General features: G+C 33.6%; 13 protein-coding genes. 10 read left to right on the top strand and 3 right to left on the bottom strand.

The features are described from left to right. Nucleotides 1-117: 117 nt before the first annotated feature. The 3 genes from ACMDB5_RS11110 (at nucleotide 118) to ACMDB5_RS11100 (ending at nucleotide 2,462) form a co-directional block, all read left to right on the top strand. Complete coding sequence (locus tag ACMDB5_RS11110) at nucleotides 118-1,068, top strand: isopenicillin N synthase family dioxygenase (RefSeq protein WP_413998324.1); 951 nt, start codon at nucleotides 118-120, stop codon at nucleotides 1,066-1,068. A gap of 142 nt (nucleotides 1,069-1,210) precedes the next feature. Beyond that, the gene (locus ACMDB5_RS11105) at nucleotides 1,211-1,540 is read left to right on the top strand and encodes a translation initiation factor (protein ID WP_413998323.1); all 330 of its coding nucleotides are present in this window, start codon (nucleotides 1,211-1,213) and stop codon (nucleotides 1,538-1,540) included. Between the two features lie 52 nt (nucleotides 1,541-1,592). Beyond that, complete coding sequence (locus ACMDB5_RS11100) at nucleotides 1,593-2,462, top strand: nucleoside phosphorylase (protein ID WP_413998322.1); 870 nt, start codon at nucleotides 1,593-1,595, stop codon at nucleotides 2,460-2,462. An 81-nt stretch (nucleotides 2,463-2,543) separates the two neighbouring features. Here the strand turns inward: ACMDB5_RS11100 and ACMDB5_RS11095 are convergent, their stop codons facing one another. Beyond that, complete coding sequence (locus ACMDB5_RS11095; protein WP_413998321.1) at nucleotides 2,544-3,362, bottom strand: helix-turn-helix domain-containing protein; 819 nt, start codon at nucleotides 3,360-3,362, stop codon at nucleotides 2,544-2,546. Between the two features lie 163 nt (nucleotides 3,363-3,525). Between ACMDB5_RS11095 and ACMDB5_RS11090 the strand changes: the two genes are divergently transcribed. The 3 genes from ACMDB5_RS11090 to ACMDB5_RS11080 all read left to right on the top strand — a co-directional run bounded on the left by ACMDB5_RS11090 (nucleotide 3,526) and on the right by ACMDB5_RS11080 (nucleotide 7,007). Then, nucleotides 3,526-5,046 (top strand): succinate CoA transferase, encoded by a 1,521-nt coding sequence (locus ACMDB5_RS11090; RefSeq protein ID WP_413998320.1) that lies wholly within the window; start codon nucleotides 3,526-3,528, stop codon nucleotides 5,044-5,046. 155 nt (nucleotides 5,047-5,201) lie between these two features. Beyond that, nucleotides 5,202-6,053, top strand: a complete 852-nt coding sequence (locus tag ACMDB5_RS11085; protein ID WP_413998319.1) for a substrate-binding domain-containing protein — start codon at nucleotides 5,202-5,204, stop codon at nucleotides 6,051-6,053. A gap of 21 nt (nucleotides 6,054-6,074) precedes the next feature. After that, a complete protein-coding gene (locus ACMDB5_RS11080) occupies nucleotides 6,075-7,007 on the top strand; it encodes a transglutaminase (RefSeq protein ID WP_413998318.1) in 933 nt (310 codons plus the stop codon). Nucleotides 7,008-7,017: 10 nt separating this feature from the next. On the opposite strand, the gene ACMDB5_RS11075 is transcribed toward ACMDB5_RS11080, so the two are convergent. Beyond that, nucleotides 7,018-8,028 (bottom strand): LLM class flavin-dependent oxidoreductase, encoded by a 1,011-nt coding sequence (locus ACMDB5_RS11075; protein ID WP_413998317.1) that lies wholly within the window; start codon nucleotides 8,026-8,028, stop codon nucleotides 7,018-7,020. A gap of 417 nt (nucleotides 8,029-8,445) precedes the next feature. Between ACMDB5_RS11075 and ACMDB5_RS11070 the strand changes: the two genes are divergently transcribed. From ACMDB5_RS11070 to ACMDB5_RS11055, 4 genes are all read left to right on the top strand, one after another. Further along, the gene (locus ACMDB5_RS11070; RefSeq protein ID WP_413998316.1) at nucleotides 8,446-9,894 is read left to right on the top strand and encodes a TlpA family protein disulfide reductase; all 1,449 of its coding nucleotides are present in this window, start codon (nucleotides 8,446-8,448) and stop codon (nucleotides 9,892-9,894) included. Nucleotides 9,895-10,266: 372 nt separating this feature from the next. Beyond that, entirely contained in the window at nucleotides 10,267-11,715 is a 1,449-nt protein-coding gene (locus ACMDB5_RS11065; RefSeq protein WP_413998315.1) for an FAD-dependent oxidoreductase, read from the top strand. Between the two features lie 549 nt (nucleotides 11,716-12,264). After that, a complete protein-coding gene (locus ACMDB5_RS11060; RefSeq protein WP_413998314.1) occupies nucleotides 12,265-13,788 on the top strand; it encodes a catalase in 1,524 nt (507 codons plus the stop codon). 62 nt (nucleotides 13,789-13,850) lie between these two features. Further along, entirely contained in the window at nucleotides 13,851-14,363 is a 513-nt protein-coding gene (locus ACMDB5_RS11055) for an ankyrin repeat domain-containing protein (protein WP_413998313.1), read from the top strand. 255 nt (nucleotides 14,364-14,618) lie between these two features. Here the strand turns inward: ACMDB5_RS11055 and ACMDB5_RS11050 are convergent, their stop codons facing one another. Then, nucleotides 14,619-17,000, bottom strand: a complete 2,382-nt coding sequence (locus ACMDB5_RS11050; protein WP_413998312.1) for a TonB-dependent receptor domain-containing protein — start codon at nucleotides 16,998-17,000, stop codon at nucleotides 14,619-14,621. Nucleotides 17,001-17,113: the final 113 nt, after the last annotated feature.

The raw sequence follows: 17,113 nt of genomic DNA, 5'->3' as shown, positions 1-17,113 counted from the left end.
GTTATATATTTTTATTTTGCCTTCGATTTTAAAATTCAAATTTAAAATTAATCAATACATTTGTATCATCAAGGCTTTTAAAGGCCCTGATTAAGTTATTAAAAAATATTTAATAGTATGCAAAACATTCCTAGTGTTGACTTGCGTGATTTCCTTTCGGACGACCCGAAACGTAAACAAAAATTTGTAAATGAAATCGGAAGTGCATTTGAAGATATTGGCTTCGTAGCACTCAAAGGGCATTTTTTAGACGACCAGTTGGTTGATGAATTGTATGGAGAAATTAGAAATTTTTTCGCTTTACCTTTAGAAACAAAGTACAGTTATGAAATCCCTGGAATTGGCGGACAAAGAGGTTATGTTTCTTTTGGAAAAGAGCATGCCAAAGGCAGAAAAGAAGGTGATTTGAAGGAATTTTGGCATTTTGGACAATACGTGTCTGAAGATTCAAAATATGCATCGGAGTATCCTGAAAACGTTGAAGTTAAAGAACTTCCCCGTTTTAACGTGGTAGGAAAAGAAGCGTACCAAATGCTTGAAAAAACAGGCGTTTATGTGCTAAGAGCTTTGGCTTTACACTTAGGGTTAGATGAATTCTATTTTGACAATTTTGCCAAAGACGGAAATTCAATCTTAAGACCTATTCATTATCCACCGATCACATCAGAACCAGCAAACGCTATTCGTGCTGCTGCTCATGGTGATATCAACCTTATTACCCTATTAATGGGTGCTCAAGGTAAAGGCTTACAAGTTCAAAACCACGATGGCGAATGGATTGATGCCATTGCTGAACCGGATGAATTAGTAATCAATGTGGGGGACATGTTATCACGTCATACTAATAACAAATTGAAATCTACTATTCACCAAGTGGTTAATCCGCCAAGGGAATTGTGGGGAACATCTCGTTATTCAGTTCCATTTTTTATGCACCCTGTGAGTGATATGCCATTGAATTGTTTAGAAAACTGTATCGATGCTGAACATCCAAAACAATTTGAAGATATTACAGCCGGAGAATATTTATACGAACGTTTGGTAGATTTAGGTTTAATAAAAAAATAATCTGTAAATTTATCCTATCTATAAAAAGACATTAGGTGTATGCTTAATGTCTTTTTCCTTTTTTACCATTAAAAAATTAATGTTTATAAAGATCAGTAAGCTTGATTTTATTAATGGTTTATAAATATATAATTAAGAAAACATGGACTTACAAGACCAATTAAAAAATCTTTTCCCAAATCACGAGCCAGCTCCAGAAGAAGTAATTGAAGAGGTTGCTCATGAATTATACGTTCAAAAAGAACCTATGATTTGTAAATTCGAAAAGAGAAAAGGCAAGGTTACAACGATAATCGAAGGCTATGAAGGAACTGACGAAGATTTTAAAATTTTGGCCAAAGAAATAAAAATGAAACTGAGTGTTGGTGGTACTTTCAAAGACGATTCCATTATTATTCAAGGGGATTACCGCGATAAAATAATGGTTATTTTAAAAGAAAAAGGGTTTAAAGTAAAACGTGTTGGAGGTTAGAAAAGTAGTCAGTTGAGCAACTTTAAACCTTAAACATTTAAACAAAAAATAAATGATAAAATCATCCGAATTAATATTAAACCCGGACGGAAGTGTTTACCACTTAAACCTGAAACCGGAGCATATTGCCCATGATATTATCTTTGTAGGAGATCAAAATCGGGTGGAAAAAATAACGCAGGCTTTTGACAGTATTGAATTTTCGACTCAAAAAAGAGAATTCAAAACCCAAACCGGTCTGCTCAAAGGCAAACGAATTACCGTAATGTCTACCGGAATTGGCCCTGACAATATTGATATTGTGATGAATGAATTAGACGCCTTGGTAAATATCGATTTAGAAACCAGAACGCCAAAAGAAAAGCTGACTTCGCTAAATATCATCCGAATTGGAACTTCAGGTTCTTTGCAAGCCGATATTCCTGTGGATAGTTTTGTGATGTCAAAATTCGGATTAGGTTTGGATAACATGCTTCGCTCCTATTTGATTGATGAAGTTTCGAATATCGAAATGGAAGATGCTTTTATAACGCATACCAATTGGGATTTACGAAAGGGAAGGCCTTATGTCATTTCCTGTTCTGAAACGCTCGAAAAGCGAATTGAAAGCGATCGCATGCACAAAGGAATTACGGCAACTGCCGGAGGTTTTTATGGTCCTCAAGGTCGTGTTTTACGTTTGAATATTCAAGACGAATCTTTGAATTCAAAAATGGATAATTTCAATTTTGAAGACAATAGAATCACTAATCTTGAGATGGAAACGGCTGCTATTTATGGACTTTCGGCGCTTTTAGGACACAATGCTTTATCCTTAAATGCTATTATTGCCAATCGCGCTTCGGGGACTTTCAGCCAAGATCCTTACAAAGCCGTTGACGAATTGATCGCATATACCTTGGATAAATTGATAAGCCAATAATTCAAATTTTATAAAAATTAAACGGCACTCCTTTTCGGAATTTAATTCTTAAAAAGAGCGCCGTTTTTTATTCAATTAAATTCAATCCGTTTTCTTTTTCTTGAAGATTTCAATTCCATTCAAATAATCAGATGGTCGTTGACTTAATAGCTTATAAAAGGTATTTGAAAAAGTGGGCACGCTACTATAACCCACTTTCATTGCTACTTCATTAATGGGAAGTTTCTTTTCAATGATTAATTCAATAGCCTTCAAAATTCGTTGAATGGTATAAAATTGCATGAAGGACATCCCTAAATCCTTTTTAAACAAACGATGCAAAGTACGCTCACTAAAACCAAATCGTTCTGAAAGTTCTGAAAACAGTATCGTTTCGCCTAAATTTTCAGACATATATTCGATGATTTTTTGCAACCGCATTTCTTTTGCCAAAGGAAGGGAAAGACTTAAATTTACTTTAAAAACCTCGGGAAGCAACAATTTAAACGCTTGAACAATTGTAAATCGTTTTTTATCATTTTTTAAAATGTGCCCGTTCCAACGATTGGTGAATAACATTAAATTTAAAACAAGATCGTTAACCGGATATATCCCTTCGCTTCTATAAAATACATCCTCAGCTTTATCTACAGGAAAATAAAGATTTCGCATAATTACGTCAGGCGAACTTGGATGAATACTATGTTCTACCCCGGCAGGAATCCACATACAATGGCGCGCAGGAAGAAAATATGTTTTAGTTGTAGTTTTAACATAAACGATACCTCCTTCTGTATAAAGAAATTGCGCTTTTTTATGAGAATGAGTCGCTATAAGTGACTCTCCCATTAGATCATGATGACAATAAATACTGCTCTCAATTGAATCAACTTCGGATAAATAATATTTTTCTTGCAGCATAGTTTTAAGATGTCTTAAACGAATATTTATTTGTCTTTACTGAATAATACGACAAGGTAAAAAAAATATAATTTAGTAAATTAAAATTACCATATTTCAAAAATAACTTACTTAAATTCAATAAAACACAAATATAAAGGTTTGTTTTTAATAAATATTCAATATGACAGGAGCCGATAGATTACTTTTTGAAAAATATAAAGATAGAATAATTTCAGCTGAAACAGCCGCAAATTTTATAAAAAATAATGATGTTGTTGGCACAAGTGGTTTTACCAAAGCAGGTGATAGTAAATCAGTTTTGCCTGCATTTGCCAAAAGAGCCTTGATTGAAGATATTGCCATAACACTCATCACTGGAGCCTCTTTAGGTCATACAACAGATGCAGATTTAGCAGCAAATGGAGCTTTGTTTAAAAGAATGCCTTTTCAGGCAGATGCCACTTTAAGAAAACACATTAATAATAATGATATTTTATATATTGATCAACATTTAAGTGAAACCGCCGAATTACTTCAAAACGAGCATCTTCCTAAGATGAATATCGCTATAATTGAGGCTTCCGGAGTTAACGAAAATGGAAATATAATTCCGTCAACATCAATTGGAAATTCAGCTACTTTTGCTGCTTTAGCAGATAAAATCATCATTGAAATTAATATTTCTTTCGCTGTCGATTTCAAAGGAATTCACGATATTTTCCTTCAAAAAGGATATCCAAATAAACAAATCATTCCAATAACTGAAGTTGATACCCGAATTGGAACCGACTACATCACAATTGATCCCGAAAAAGTAATTGGAATTGTATTTACTGAAACCCAGGACAGTCCTGCAGATATTTCTGCTCCCGATGAAAAAACAATTGCAATTGCCAATCATCTTTTGCGATTTTTTGAGAAAGAAGTCGCTTCTGGAAGACTTTCAAATTCATTATTACCACTTCAAGCCGGAATCGGAAAAGTCGCAAATGCAGTACTTTCAGGCTTTATAAATAGTGAATTCAAAAACTTAACCATGTATTCTGAGGTTTTACAAGACAGTACTTTTGACCTTATTGATTCTGGAAAAATGACATTTGCTTCTGCTTCTTCGATTACGGTTTCAAAAAATTGTTATTCAAAAATAATGGATAATTTTTCCTTCTATAAAGACAAAATGATACTAAGGCCTCAAAACATCAGTAATGCTGCCGAAGTAATTAGACGTTTGGGTATAATCGCGATTAATACCGCAATTGAATTTGATATCTACGGAAACGTAAACTCTACTCATATTTCTGGTACAAAAATGATGAACGGAATTGGTGGTTCTGGAGATTTTGCCAGAAATGCTTATTTAAGTGTTTTTGTTACGCAATCAGCTTCAAAAGAAAACAACGCTATTTCGCACGTTCTTCCAATGGTTTCTCATGTAGACCAAACTGAGCACGATGTTGATATTTTGGTAACTGAACAAGGTTTGGCTGATTTAAGAGGTTTAGCACCTGTTGAACGCGCTAGAATTATTATTCAAAACTGCGTACACCCTGAATATAAAGAAGAACTGGAAGATTATTTTAATAGAGCTAAAGCATTAGGTGGTCATACTCCACACATTTTGAGTGAAGCACTCTCTTGGCATACTCGTTTTACCCAAAATAAAAGCATGAAAAGCGAACGTCAGCTTGAAAAAATGATGTAATTTTTTTTCTATTTCTATTAGAAGCTTTCTTTGAAATTAAATGTTTCAGAGAAAGCTTTTTTGCTTTTAGAATACTTGAAATAACTAAATTTGCTCCTGTTTTTTGGGCCAATTCTAATTTTCTGTTAGTACCTTTAGCATCAAATTTATCAAAAATGAAAACACTGAAAATAGCTGGAGTTCCGGAACATTTTAACCTTCCTTGGCATTTAGCAATCGAAAACGGAGATTTTGAGAAAGAAAATATTAATTTACAATGGACCGATGTTCCAGAAGGAACCGGAAAAATGTGCCAAATGCTTCGTTCTGGCGAAACAGATATTGCCGTAATCCTAACTGAAGGAATTGTAAAGGATATTGTTGCCGGAAACCCAAGTAAAATTGTTCAAGTTTATGTAGAAACTCCTTTGATTTGGGGAATTCACGTTGCGGCAAAATCAAATTATAAAACATTAGCCGATTTAGAAAACAAGAAAGTAGCTATTTCTCGTTTGGGTTCTGGTTCTCAATTGATGGCTTACGTAAATGCGAATAATCAGCGATGGAAAACGGATAATTTAGAATTCGAAATTGTGAATACCATTGATGGCGCAGTTGATGCCTTATCAAACAAAACAGCCGATTATTTTATGTGGGAACGCTTTATGACCAAACCTTTGGTTGACCAAGGCGTTTTTAGAAGAATCGCTGATTGCCCTACTCCTTGGCCTTGCTTTGTTATTGCGGTTCGTGATGAAGTTTTAGAAAAGAATCCCGAAATTATTGCAACACTATTAAATACCATTAACCAAACTACAAATAAATTTAAAGCTATTGCAGCTATTGATACTATTTTGGCCTCTAAATTCAATCAGAAAATTGAGGACATACAAGAATGGTTAAGTCTAACGGAGTGGTCACAAAAACCATTATTAGAAAAAACGCTAAATGATGTCCAAAATCAGTTATTTCAACTGAAAATTATAGATAAAATAGGTACTTTTGATCAAATTGTAAAAACAGTCTAGATTTCTGTTTTTATTGTCCGTATGATAAAAATAAAACAAATTTCCTTTCAGGGTTTCAAACAAAAATTTCAGGTGAAAAAACCCTGGGACGATGTTATTATTTTTGTTTTAAACATTCTGATTGCCATTCCTGTTTTTATTATAACACATCAAAATTTAATAGACCTAAAATGGCCTTTAAATATTGACCGAATTCTACTTTTTTTATTAATTATAGTGGTTATACAATTAATATTGCGTTTGTTGCGAACCATTATTATTATTTGCATCATTTTGTATCTTCTAGTGCTGTTTTACGGAACTGTTTTTGGAAATTATGGATTTGAAAGCGTTTTTGAAGATTATAATTCGATGATGTACACCATGTCGGATAATCCTAATCCGCAGGATATCATCATTGCCAAACTGCTCCCTTTTCCCAATAAATCAAAAATTATTAATGCCATTGAGTACAAGAATCCCAAAGTAAGGAATTTTGCCATCATGGCTACATCAAAAAATTTCAAAAATATAAAAGGCTATTCTGATTACAGAACCATAATACAATGTTTTGCCGTTTTTAAGGAAATAAACCGTCGTTGGAATTATGTTAGCGACCCAAAAGACGGGGATTATATTGCGACCGCCAGTGAATCTTTGGATTATTTTTCGGGAGATTGTGATGACCATTCCATATTGATGGCAGCAGCGGTAAGGGCTATTGGAGGCACGCCAAGACTTATTCATACCAAAGGACATATTTATCCTGAAATATTGATAGGAACGCTAAATGACCTTGAAACTGTCAATTATTTGATCAAAAACATCTTGTTTGTAAATGAAAGTCATAAAAAACAGCTTCATTATCATATTGATGAGCGTGGCCAAGTTTGGCTTAATTTAGATTATACGGCTAAATATCCCGGTGGTCCGTTTCTATCCGAAGAAATCCTTGGAGCATTGACTCTTAATTAATTTTTTAAATCTAAAGGGATTCGTTTTTTAGCTGTCCCAAAATTTCATACGAACGAAGTCTTGCTTGATGCTCATAAACAGCGGATGCTATCATCAATTCGTCAACTTTAGTTTTTTCAAGAAATTGTTCCAACTCATTTTTTACTTTTTCCGGTCCACCAATAAAGGTATAAGCTATCATTTGTTGTAATGCCGCTTCTTCCATCGGATCCATAAAATCATCATCCGGATCAACAGGTTCCTTTAGTTGCTGTCTGTTTCCTGTTATGATTCCGAGGAATAATTTTTTGAAAGAAGTGGCTAATCGAGCGGCCTCTTTATCAGAATCGGCCGCAATCACGTTTACACAAGCCAAGACATAAGGCTCCTTTAAATAGGCTGAAGCTTTAAAATTATTGCGATATATCGCTATGGCAGTTTGGAGTTGCGCCGGTGCAAAATGACTTGCAAAAGCATAAGGCAATCCCAAGGAAGCTGCTAAATAAGCACTGTCGGTACTAGAGCCTAAAATCCATATCGGGATATCTAATCCCTCTCCCGGAATAGAGCGAACCCGGCCATTTTTATTCCCTTCAGATAAATACATTTGTAATTCTTGAACGTTTGCCGGAAATTCCATTGCGGCATGTTCGTCACGGCGTAAAGCGGCAGCAGTAAACTGATCTGTTCCAGGAGCGCGCCCCAAACCCAAATCGATACGATTAGGGAAAAGTGTAGCCAAGGTTCCGAATTGCTCAGCAACGATCAAAGGAGCGTGATTAGGAAGCATAATTCCCCCGGATCCAACCCTTAAAGTAGTCGTTCCCGAAGCAATATGACCTATAAGTATTGAAGTAGCACTACTGGCAATTCCGGGCATATTATGGTGCTCGGCCAACCAAAACCTATTGTAGCCCCATTTTTCAACGTGCTGGGCGAGATCCAAACTATTCTTAAAAGTATCCGATGCCGTGCCTCCATCTCTAACTATTGCAAGATCAAGAACTGCTATTTTTGTTTCCGAGAGTCTATTTTTATTCATTGGAATTATTTGCTATATAATAGCAAAAATAAGGATTGTAATTTTGGTTATCCCATAATCAAATACTAATACAAAGTTAAAAAAGTGAAGCAGTAGTTGATGATGATAACTTCTTATGAATAAATTTCTAAGCAAAATTGTTATCCCAATTTGTGTTTTTTCATACACTATCCATGCTTTATCCATGACTTTGATACGGATTTATCTCGCCCTTACGAACTATTTTTTGCAAGGTTTATTCTACGATCTAAAATTATATTTTGTTTCTTATCTATGTACTCCAATATCCTGTTTACCGCAATGGCTAAGAATTTTATAATTAGGAAAAATCTTGCTTAAATGGAGAAATTGTGTATTTTTGAAGAGTTTCGCGCTTCACCGATATCACAGTCGGCAAGTCGCGGAGATTAAACTTAAATGAAAAAAATCGTCTTATTATTTCTTCTGTGCATTTCATCTTATTCACAGAATGTATCAATTAACCTTCATTTCGAAGGAATTAAAGATTCAACAAAACTTTATTATAGTAAATCCTTTGATGGGAATCCTTCTCATTTTGTTAATTTTAAGGAAGAAGCTTTAATAATAAATAATGTTGCCCATATCTCTTTCTCACAGAAAAATATAGGAAGGGTGGTAACATGGCGCACTAATGATCTACCATATGGGGTAGTTTTGCCTTGTAAAAATGGCGATGTTGTTGATGTCTTTTTCAAAAAAAACAATGCTAAAATAGAAACTACTTTTGTTGGTTCGAACGCAGAAGGATTGGAGTTTTTAAATAATTCGCCATATTTTCTTAAATTAAACAGAGAACTAGCCTACGTTTATATAGATGGTCAGTCTTCATCGGAAATTATCGAGAAAACAGAAGGGTTGAAAAACAGAAATATTGAACAATTAAAGGGTTTATTGGCAAACAACAAAATTTCAAAAGAATTTTTTGAATTTCTTAAGCTTTATCAGGAAACAGAAATTGTTATGATGTCCTATTTGTATTTAGATGGATTTCTGTCTGGTGACGAAAGCGCAAAAATATCAAGAGAAGAGACAATAAAAACCATCCAAAAATTAGACAGTATGTATAATGTTTTTGATGAAAAATACAGTAGTGTAAAAACGAATAATCAGTATCATAATATTATCAATAAATGTAAATTTATTAGGCAAAATATTTTAGTAGGTAAAGAAGAAGATTATAAGTTATGGGATGCAGAGTTAAAAAAATATAATTTCTGTCCAAAAGAATTACAGGAATTCTTGATGTATCATCAAATAACAAATAATGATTTTGATTTCACGTTGTATAATCATTACAAAAGACTTCTTCCAAATGGAATTTATATAAAAGTATTACGCAAACAATCGGAAATGGCAAAAACAACGACGTTAATACCAGGCTCTTTTGCTACATTCAACGATGGTGAAAAAAAGTTAAAATTAATATCTTCTAAAGAATTCCCTACTATAACTGAGCTCGTAAAATCAACATTTAAATCGAAAGCAGTCTTTGTCGATATATGGGCTACTTGGTGCACTCCTTGCATAGCCGAATTTAAATATTCAAATGAGTTAACTGAATTTTTAAAATCAAAAAATATTGATCTATTGTATTTAACTATTGACAATACCAAAGCTGTTGGTAAATGGAGTGATTTTATTGTTGAAAACAAATTATATGGGAATCATTATTTTATAACGGCGAAATTAAAAAAAGAGTTGATGACGCTTCTAAACATTAAAAATGACATGATGATTCCGAGATATTTACTTTTTAATGAAAATGGTGAACTAATTTTAGAGAATGCTAAAAGACCTTCGGAAGGACAAAAATTGTATGATCAAATAATTGAAGCCATTAAATAAGCAATCAATTTGAAGGCCTTACAAAGCTGTTTACGAACTATTTTTACAAGATTTAAAGAAACTTGAAGTTAAAGCTCTGAAAAATTCTTTCAATTTAAAAGACTATTTAATTGTAGTAATTGCTAATTCAGTTTGTTTTTGGAGTTTTCTCCGAAAATTCTAAAGTCGTTTTGTACTGCTAATCTTTTTGTTTTAAATTTGCACGACTGCCACAAACAGCAAAGTAATTAAAATTATAAGTTTCTCACGTTAAATTATTATAGAAGTGATGAAAGTCCTAATCACTACCTTACTATTAGGCCCAGCATCAATTGTATCTACTATTTTTTTCTTATAGAAGGGATTTAAGATCAAGTTAAATAAAGAGAAAAAGTGGAAAAGGAAGAAACAAGCTGGATTATTTGCCAAGAATGTCAAGGACGCGGTAAAAAAAGTCGAGGTCTTAGCGATAAAGCGCGACGCAGCTACCAAATAGCAATAGATCAATTTGAAAAAACAAAAGGTGAAGGCGTAGCTCCAGTTCGTCCCAAGGCTCACTTATACACCTGCTTGAACTGTTCCGGATCCGGATTACTTCATTCTGCTAGCCATCCTATAGCCGATAAAGAAAATTACCCACACATCGCTATTATCGGTGGCGGGATTGGAGGAGTCGCTCTAGCTGTGGCTTGTTTGCACCGCGGGATTCCTTTTACCCTTTATGAGCGCGATAAAGACTTCGATACTCGATCTCAGGGTTACGGACTCACTTTGCAACAAGCGAGTAAAGCAATCGAGGGATTGGGTATTTTCTCTTTAGAAGATGGCGTGATTTCGACAAGACATCTGGTTCATACTACAGATGGAAAGGTGGTCGGTGAATGGGGCGTTCGAAAATGGATATCCTCCGATGCTAAGACCTCGACCAAACGCTCAAATGTACATATCTCTCGACAATCTTTGCGCTTAGCACTATTGAAGCAACTCGGCGAAAATGATGCGATACAATGGGGGCACCAATTAATCGATTTTAAGGAATCTGAGGGCAAAGGTGTCGATCTAAGCTTTCAAGTCGACGGGAAAATAAAAAACTTCAATGCCGATCTTGTAGTTGGAGCCGATGGTATTCGCAGTTCGGTGCGGAAGCTGCTGATTGGTGAAGACATTACTCCTTTGCGTTACCTAGGTTGCATTGTGATATTGGGTATTTGTCCTTTGAGTGCTCTCGAAGGTCTTGATAATTCTTTACTGGACTCGGCCACTGTATTTCAAACCGCCAATGGCAATGAGCGAATCTATATTATGCCGTATACGTCAGATTCGGTGATGTGGCAGCTTAGCTTTCCAATGCCCGAAAAAGAAGCCAAGGCGTTAAGTGCTCAAGGAACTCAAGCACTCAAGGAAGAAGCTTGTCGTAGAACTCAATGGCATGATCCCATTCCTCAAATTTTAGCGGCAACTCAGGAATCTCAGATTTCCGGCTATCCTGTGTATGATCGAGAATTACTCAATTCAGAATTGCTGGAGAAAGCGGGACAAGTGACTCTAATCGGAGATGCGGCTCACCCAATGAGTCCATTTAAAGGACAGGGAGCGAACCAAGCTTTGCTTGATGCGCTCAGGCTGGCTCGTGGAATCACAAAAGGATGCAGAACTTCATCTGGATGGAAAAAATCTGGAATAAGAAAAAGCATATTAACTGAGTTTGAATCTGAAATGTTAGAACGTAGTGCTTCCAAAGTAAAAGATTCAGCCGCCGCTGCAGATTTCCTGCATTCCGAAATTGTACTTCATGAGAGTGATCAGCCCAGAGGACGATGTTTAAAGAAAAAAGAGTCTTAAATATTTGATTATTTTTAGATGTTCTTTAGTATTTCTATATTGAATTGTTTTAAAATCTAAAGATAAAAGTTACTTGCAGATCTTGCTACACCCCTCCCATTTTCTAGCTTATATCTTTTAGTTTTTCTTTTTTTTCTATTTTCTGATTATCTTTTTTATAAAATATAGCTAATAAACTAACTTTTAAAGAATCGATTTTCTCATAATACTCCCTCAATTATATCCAACTCCTAAAAACTTTACTAGATAAAACGAATTAATTGTAGTTAAATTAATACTTCTTTAAACGTTATTTCAATATATAAAATTAAAGCATTTAATGTGTTTAACAAAGGTCGTAACGTGTCTGTTTTTTATCATTTTACAATTTTAAAACCTTCTGTATATCGATAGTATTGACACAGCATTATTCCTTCCTCAAATAGTCTGATAATAAATTGCCACTATGATCATATAAGTTTTATCGCTTGTAAAAGCGATTCTAAGGATAGTTGAAAACTTAGTTTTGTCATGTAGAAAATAATCTACAGAATATTAAATATTAATTTTATGATAAAAAAAGTTCTTACATTAGGATTGATCTTAGCATCTACTTTTTCATTTGCACAAAGTTTAACAACGAATACGGGTACGCCAGTTGGTGATAACCAAAATTCTAAAACAATTGGAAATAATGGGCAAGTTTTATTAGAAGACATCCATTTAATTGAAAAATTAGCAGCGTTTGATCGGGAGCGTATACCAGAACGTGTTGTGCACGCTCGTGGTGCAGGTGCATTTGGTGAATTCGTAGCAGCAGCAGATTTCTCTGATGTAACCATGGCTGATTTCTTATCTCAAGCGGGTAAAAAAACATCTTTAATGGTTCGTTTCTCTACAGTAACACACCAACAAGGTTCCCCAGAAACTTACCGTGATCCACGTGGATTTGCTGTTAAGTTTTACACCGAACAAGGAAATTATGATTTAGTTGGAAACAATTTACCCGTATTTTTTATTCGTGATGCTATAAAATTTCCAGACATGGTTCACGCATTCAAACCCTCTCCAGTTACAAACGGAGCTTCTGATCCAAACCGAGTATTTGATTTCTTCTCTAATCTTCCAGAATCAACTCATATGTTAACATGGTTGTTCTCTGATTATGGAATTCCTGCAAACTTTCGTCAAATGGAAGGTAATGGAGTTCATGCCTACAAATGGGTAAACGCAAAAGGAGAAGTAACTTATGTGAAATACAAATGGGTTCCACAACAAGAGGTTAAAAATTTAACGCAAGAAGAAGCAAATAAAATCCAAGCAACTGCAATTGAGCATGCGACTTTAGATTTACGTAATGAAATTGAAAAAGGGAACTTTCCAAAATGGGATTTACACGTTCAAATGTTGAAAAAAGCTGATTTTGATGCTTTAGATTTCAATCCAGTTGATGTTACTAAAATTTGGCCAGAAACTGTTTCTAAATCGGTTAAAGTTGGAACAATGACATTAAACATGAATCCAACAAACTATTTCCAACAAGTAGAACAAGCTGCATTTGCACCTTCCAACTTAGTTCCAGGAATTGAACCATCTGAAGACAAATTATTACAAGGTCGTTTATTTTCTTATGCGGATACCCAACGTCACCGTTTAACGGCTAATTACCAACAAATTTTCGTTAATGCTTCTAAAAATGCTGTAAAAACGTACAACCAAGATGGTTATATGTCTTTACGTGAGCAAAAAGGAGATGTGAATTATCAACCTTCTACTAATGTGCCTGAAGTTGTTGATAATGCTAAATTCAAATATTCTAAATCAGTTTTTTCTGCTGGAACGACAACAACCCAACATGTAATTGATAAAGAAAACAACTTTAAACAAGCAGGAGATTTATACCACTCTTTTTCTAAAAAGGATAAAGAGAACTTAATCAAAAACTTAGGTGGAGCTTTGAATTCAGTGAATAATAAAGTGATTACTAAAAAAATGATTGCTCATTTTTACCAAGCTGACGTAGAGTATGGAACTCGTTTATTGAAAGCTACAAACTTAAATGTTTCTGATATTCAAGAGTATATCAAAAAATAATTTCAAATAATTAAAAGGAGCGTTTAGTCGCGCTCCTTTTTTAATTAAATACATAATATCGCATGAAAAAGTTAGTTTTTACCCTTTTATTTGTCTTAACAGTTGGTTTAGTTCAAGCGCAGGATATTTTTGCTGCTTCTCGTTCTAATAATATTGAAGAATTGCAAAAATTTGTTTCAGAAAAAGTTGATGTAAATCAAGTAAACGATAGAGGATTCTCGCCGCTTATTCTTGCTGTTTATAATAATAATTCAGAAGCTGTTACGTTTTTGATAGCCAATGGAGCAAATGTAAACGCTCAAGATGAATCAGGAAATAATGCCTTAATGGGAGCCACTTTTAAAGGGTATACAGATATGGTTAAAATATTGATAGAGAACAAAGCAAATGTGAATCAAATAAACTTTAGCGGAGCTTCAACATTGATTTTTGCCGCAACTTTCGGAAAAGTAGATTTAGTACAAATGTTAATAAAGGCTGGTGCAGATAAAACAATAAAAGACAATAGAGGTAAAACTGCGTTAGATCATGCGACTTTACAGGAAAACACAGCTTTAATTTCTTTATTGAAATAATCCTGCGAATTCATATTAAGTGTGCTTTTCAATTTATCTTTTTTACCGCTTAGCTTCCTATTCATCTATTTTGATATGGAATTAATAAAAGACAAGTTCTAAACCATCATGATTTTTATCTGCAAAGAGCTTAAAAAAAACCTCCAAAATCAATGACTTTGGAGGTTTTAATTTTTTGTTGTTCTTAAAAACCTAAATTCGAACCACTTTATTGATGATTTAAAAAAGAACCTTCAATTATAAAAGCATTTATTTTTACAACCTTCTTTTCTCTTCTTCATTTCCAAAATTTCTTTGTTTGATGTTTATTTTAGTATTTCCAAAATTGTAAATCAAGGAAACTTTAAAAAATCTACTACTATCATTTTGGCTGTAAACCTGTTTAATACCATTTACAACAGAAACAAAATCTTTTAAGTAATTTGTGTTAAAAATATCATTAGCTAAAAAAGCAATCTGCATACTTTTTTTGAAAAGGTTTTGCTTTAGTGCAATGTTTAAACCCGACATATATCCAATTGTATACAAACCACTTTTTACAGGAGAACTGTAAGTGTAATCTACTTGTAATTTTGTTACTTCAGCTAACGAAAAAGTATTAGTTGTCGAAAAACTTAGTTGAAGACCGTTTGTTGGAGTTGCATTAATTCCTGAAGTAAATTTGGTTTTTGAGCCTAAAAGATACAATGTATTTTCAGTTGACCACCACTTGGTAATATCTGCCGAATAACTTTCTCCAACACCATAATTAATTCCTTTGTAATAGTTTTCTCTGGTTACTACTTGTGTGTTTGTTGCCGGATCTGAAGTGAATATCACACCATAACCATCAGTTATCCTATTTAAATAAACACTCGTTCTTAAAACTTCTTTATAAGAATGGGATAACTCAAAATTATCACTATAAGAAGGTTTTAAAAACGGATTTCCCTCAGAATAACTATTGCTGTTGATGTAAACTCGAAAAGGATTTAGTAAATCAAAGCGCGGTCTATTTATTCTTTTTCCATAATTAAAATTAAAACTATTATTCTCGTTCTTTTTATAAGTAAGATAAAATGTTGGGAATAATTTAAAATAATTATTCTTGATTCGTTGGTTTAAGTTTGCGGAATATCCCTCGGTCTGAGTATTTTCAACTCTTATTCCTAATTGAATAGTAAACTGATCGTTTATTTCTTTATTTGCATTAATATAAACAGCCTGATTGTTTTCGTAATATTCAAATTCATTAGATTGAGTAAGATCTAATATTGGAGTTCCTGTAATATTGTCATAAAATTGCAAATTACTGTTGCTTTTTGTAAAGCTTATTTTAGTTCCATAAGATAAATTTACAAATTCAAAAGGATGTTCCATATCTACTTTTAAACTCTTATTTTCAATATTCTGATTCGAAATATTTCTTCCAGATTGATTCGTACTTAGGAATGTCATATCTGGTGTATAGGTTTTGGTTGTAAAATCAAAATCAAATTTTGAATCGTATTTAAAGTAATCAACATCTACAGAAAGTTTTCTATTCAAAGTATCCAATTTTGTCAATAAATGTGCATTATAGGTTTGATTTCCTATACCTCTATCATTGAAACCATTATTCAAAATGATGCTTTTAGGAGTGTTTTCAGTGTCATAATTATTAATGGCGACATTTGATTTAAAATTTGGATTATTACGGTCATTCAAATATTGAAATCCAATAGTAGTACGATCCGAAATATCATAATCAACTGCCAATTTCCCTGAAAAATTTTCTTCGTTTATTTTTAATTGAGCCTTCATCTGTTGCAATCCATCAGGAAAATAAAGCGCTAAATTTTCTTCAGAATTTCTGTGACCTGATTTTGTATTCACGCTAGCGCTAAATCTGAATTTATTTTTATTGTAGAAAAAGTTATCTCTAAAAGTATAAATACCATATTTGTTTTGATCGTAAGAAAGTGTCGTAGTGTTTTTCCAAGAATCGCGAGTTCCCTTTTTTAAATTGATATTTATAAGTCCGCCAGTTCCGTTTGCATCGTATTTTGCAGGTGGAGTTGTAATGATTTCAATATTCTTGATATCACTTGCCGAAATTGACTTTAAAAAACCATTCAATTCCTCTCCTGATAATTCAACGATTCTACCATCAATCATCACGCGGGAAGAACCTTTTCCTAATATGTTTATGGCATTGTTTTGCACCACAACTCCTGGCGCCGTGTTTATCGCACTAAGTGCATCGCCTCCAGTTGTCGAAACATTGTTTTCGAGATTATAAACCAATCGATCTATTTTTTGCTCTACTGTTCTTTTTTTCGTTTTAACAATAACTTCATTTAGATCGTTTGTTTTTCCAGCTAAAAGTATCAAACCTAAATCGGTATCTTTTTCAATAGTGATTTCTTTTTCAAACTCCATCAAACCTAAAGAAGTAATCTTTATTTTATAAAAGCCTTTGCTGATCTTTATTTCAAAAGTACCATCGTCTTTAGTTATTGTTCCGCTAACAATTTTGCCTTCGGGAGTTGAAACAACAATGTTTTCTAAAGCTAATGGAGTTGTTCCGTCGGATAATTTTCCTTTTAGTTTTAATGTCGATTGTGCTAAACAAAATAAAGGCAGTACTAAAAAAATAAAGAGATTCGTTTTTTTCATGATTTCTAATTTTAAAGTTGTGATTAATTTGAGACAAAGTTGCTTTAGAAACCCTCGTTAGGCGACCGACAAAAAAAAGTCGAACCAATTTCATCTTAAGAAATTGGTTCGAC

The organism is Flavobacterium sp. W1B, from assembly GCF_047344965.1.
Lineage (GTDB): Bacteria > Bacteroidota > Bacteroidia > Flavobacteriales > Flavobacteriaceae > Flavobacterium.
The sequence above is the reverse complement of the archived record's forward strand: the minus strand, read 5'-3'. Positions and strand labels throughout refer to the sequence as shown.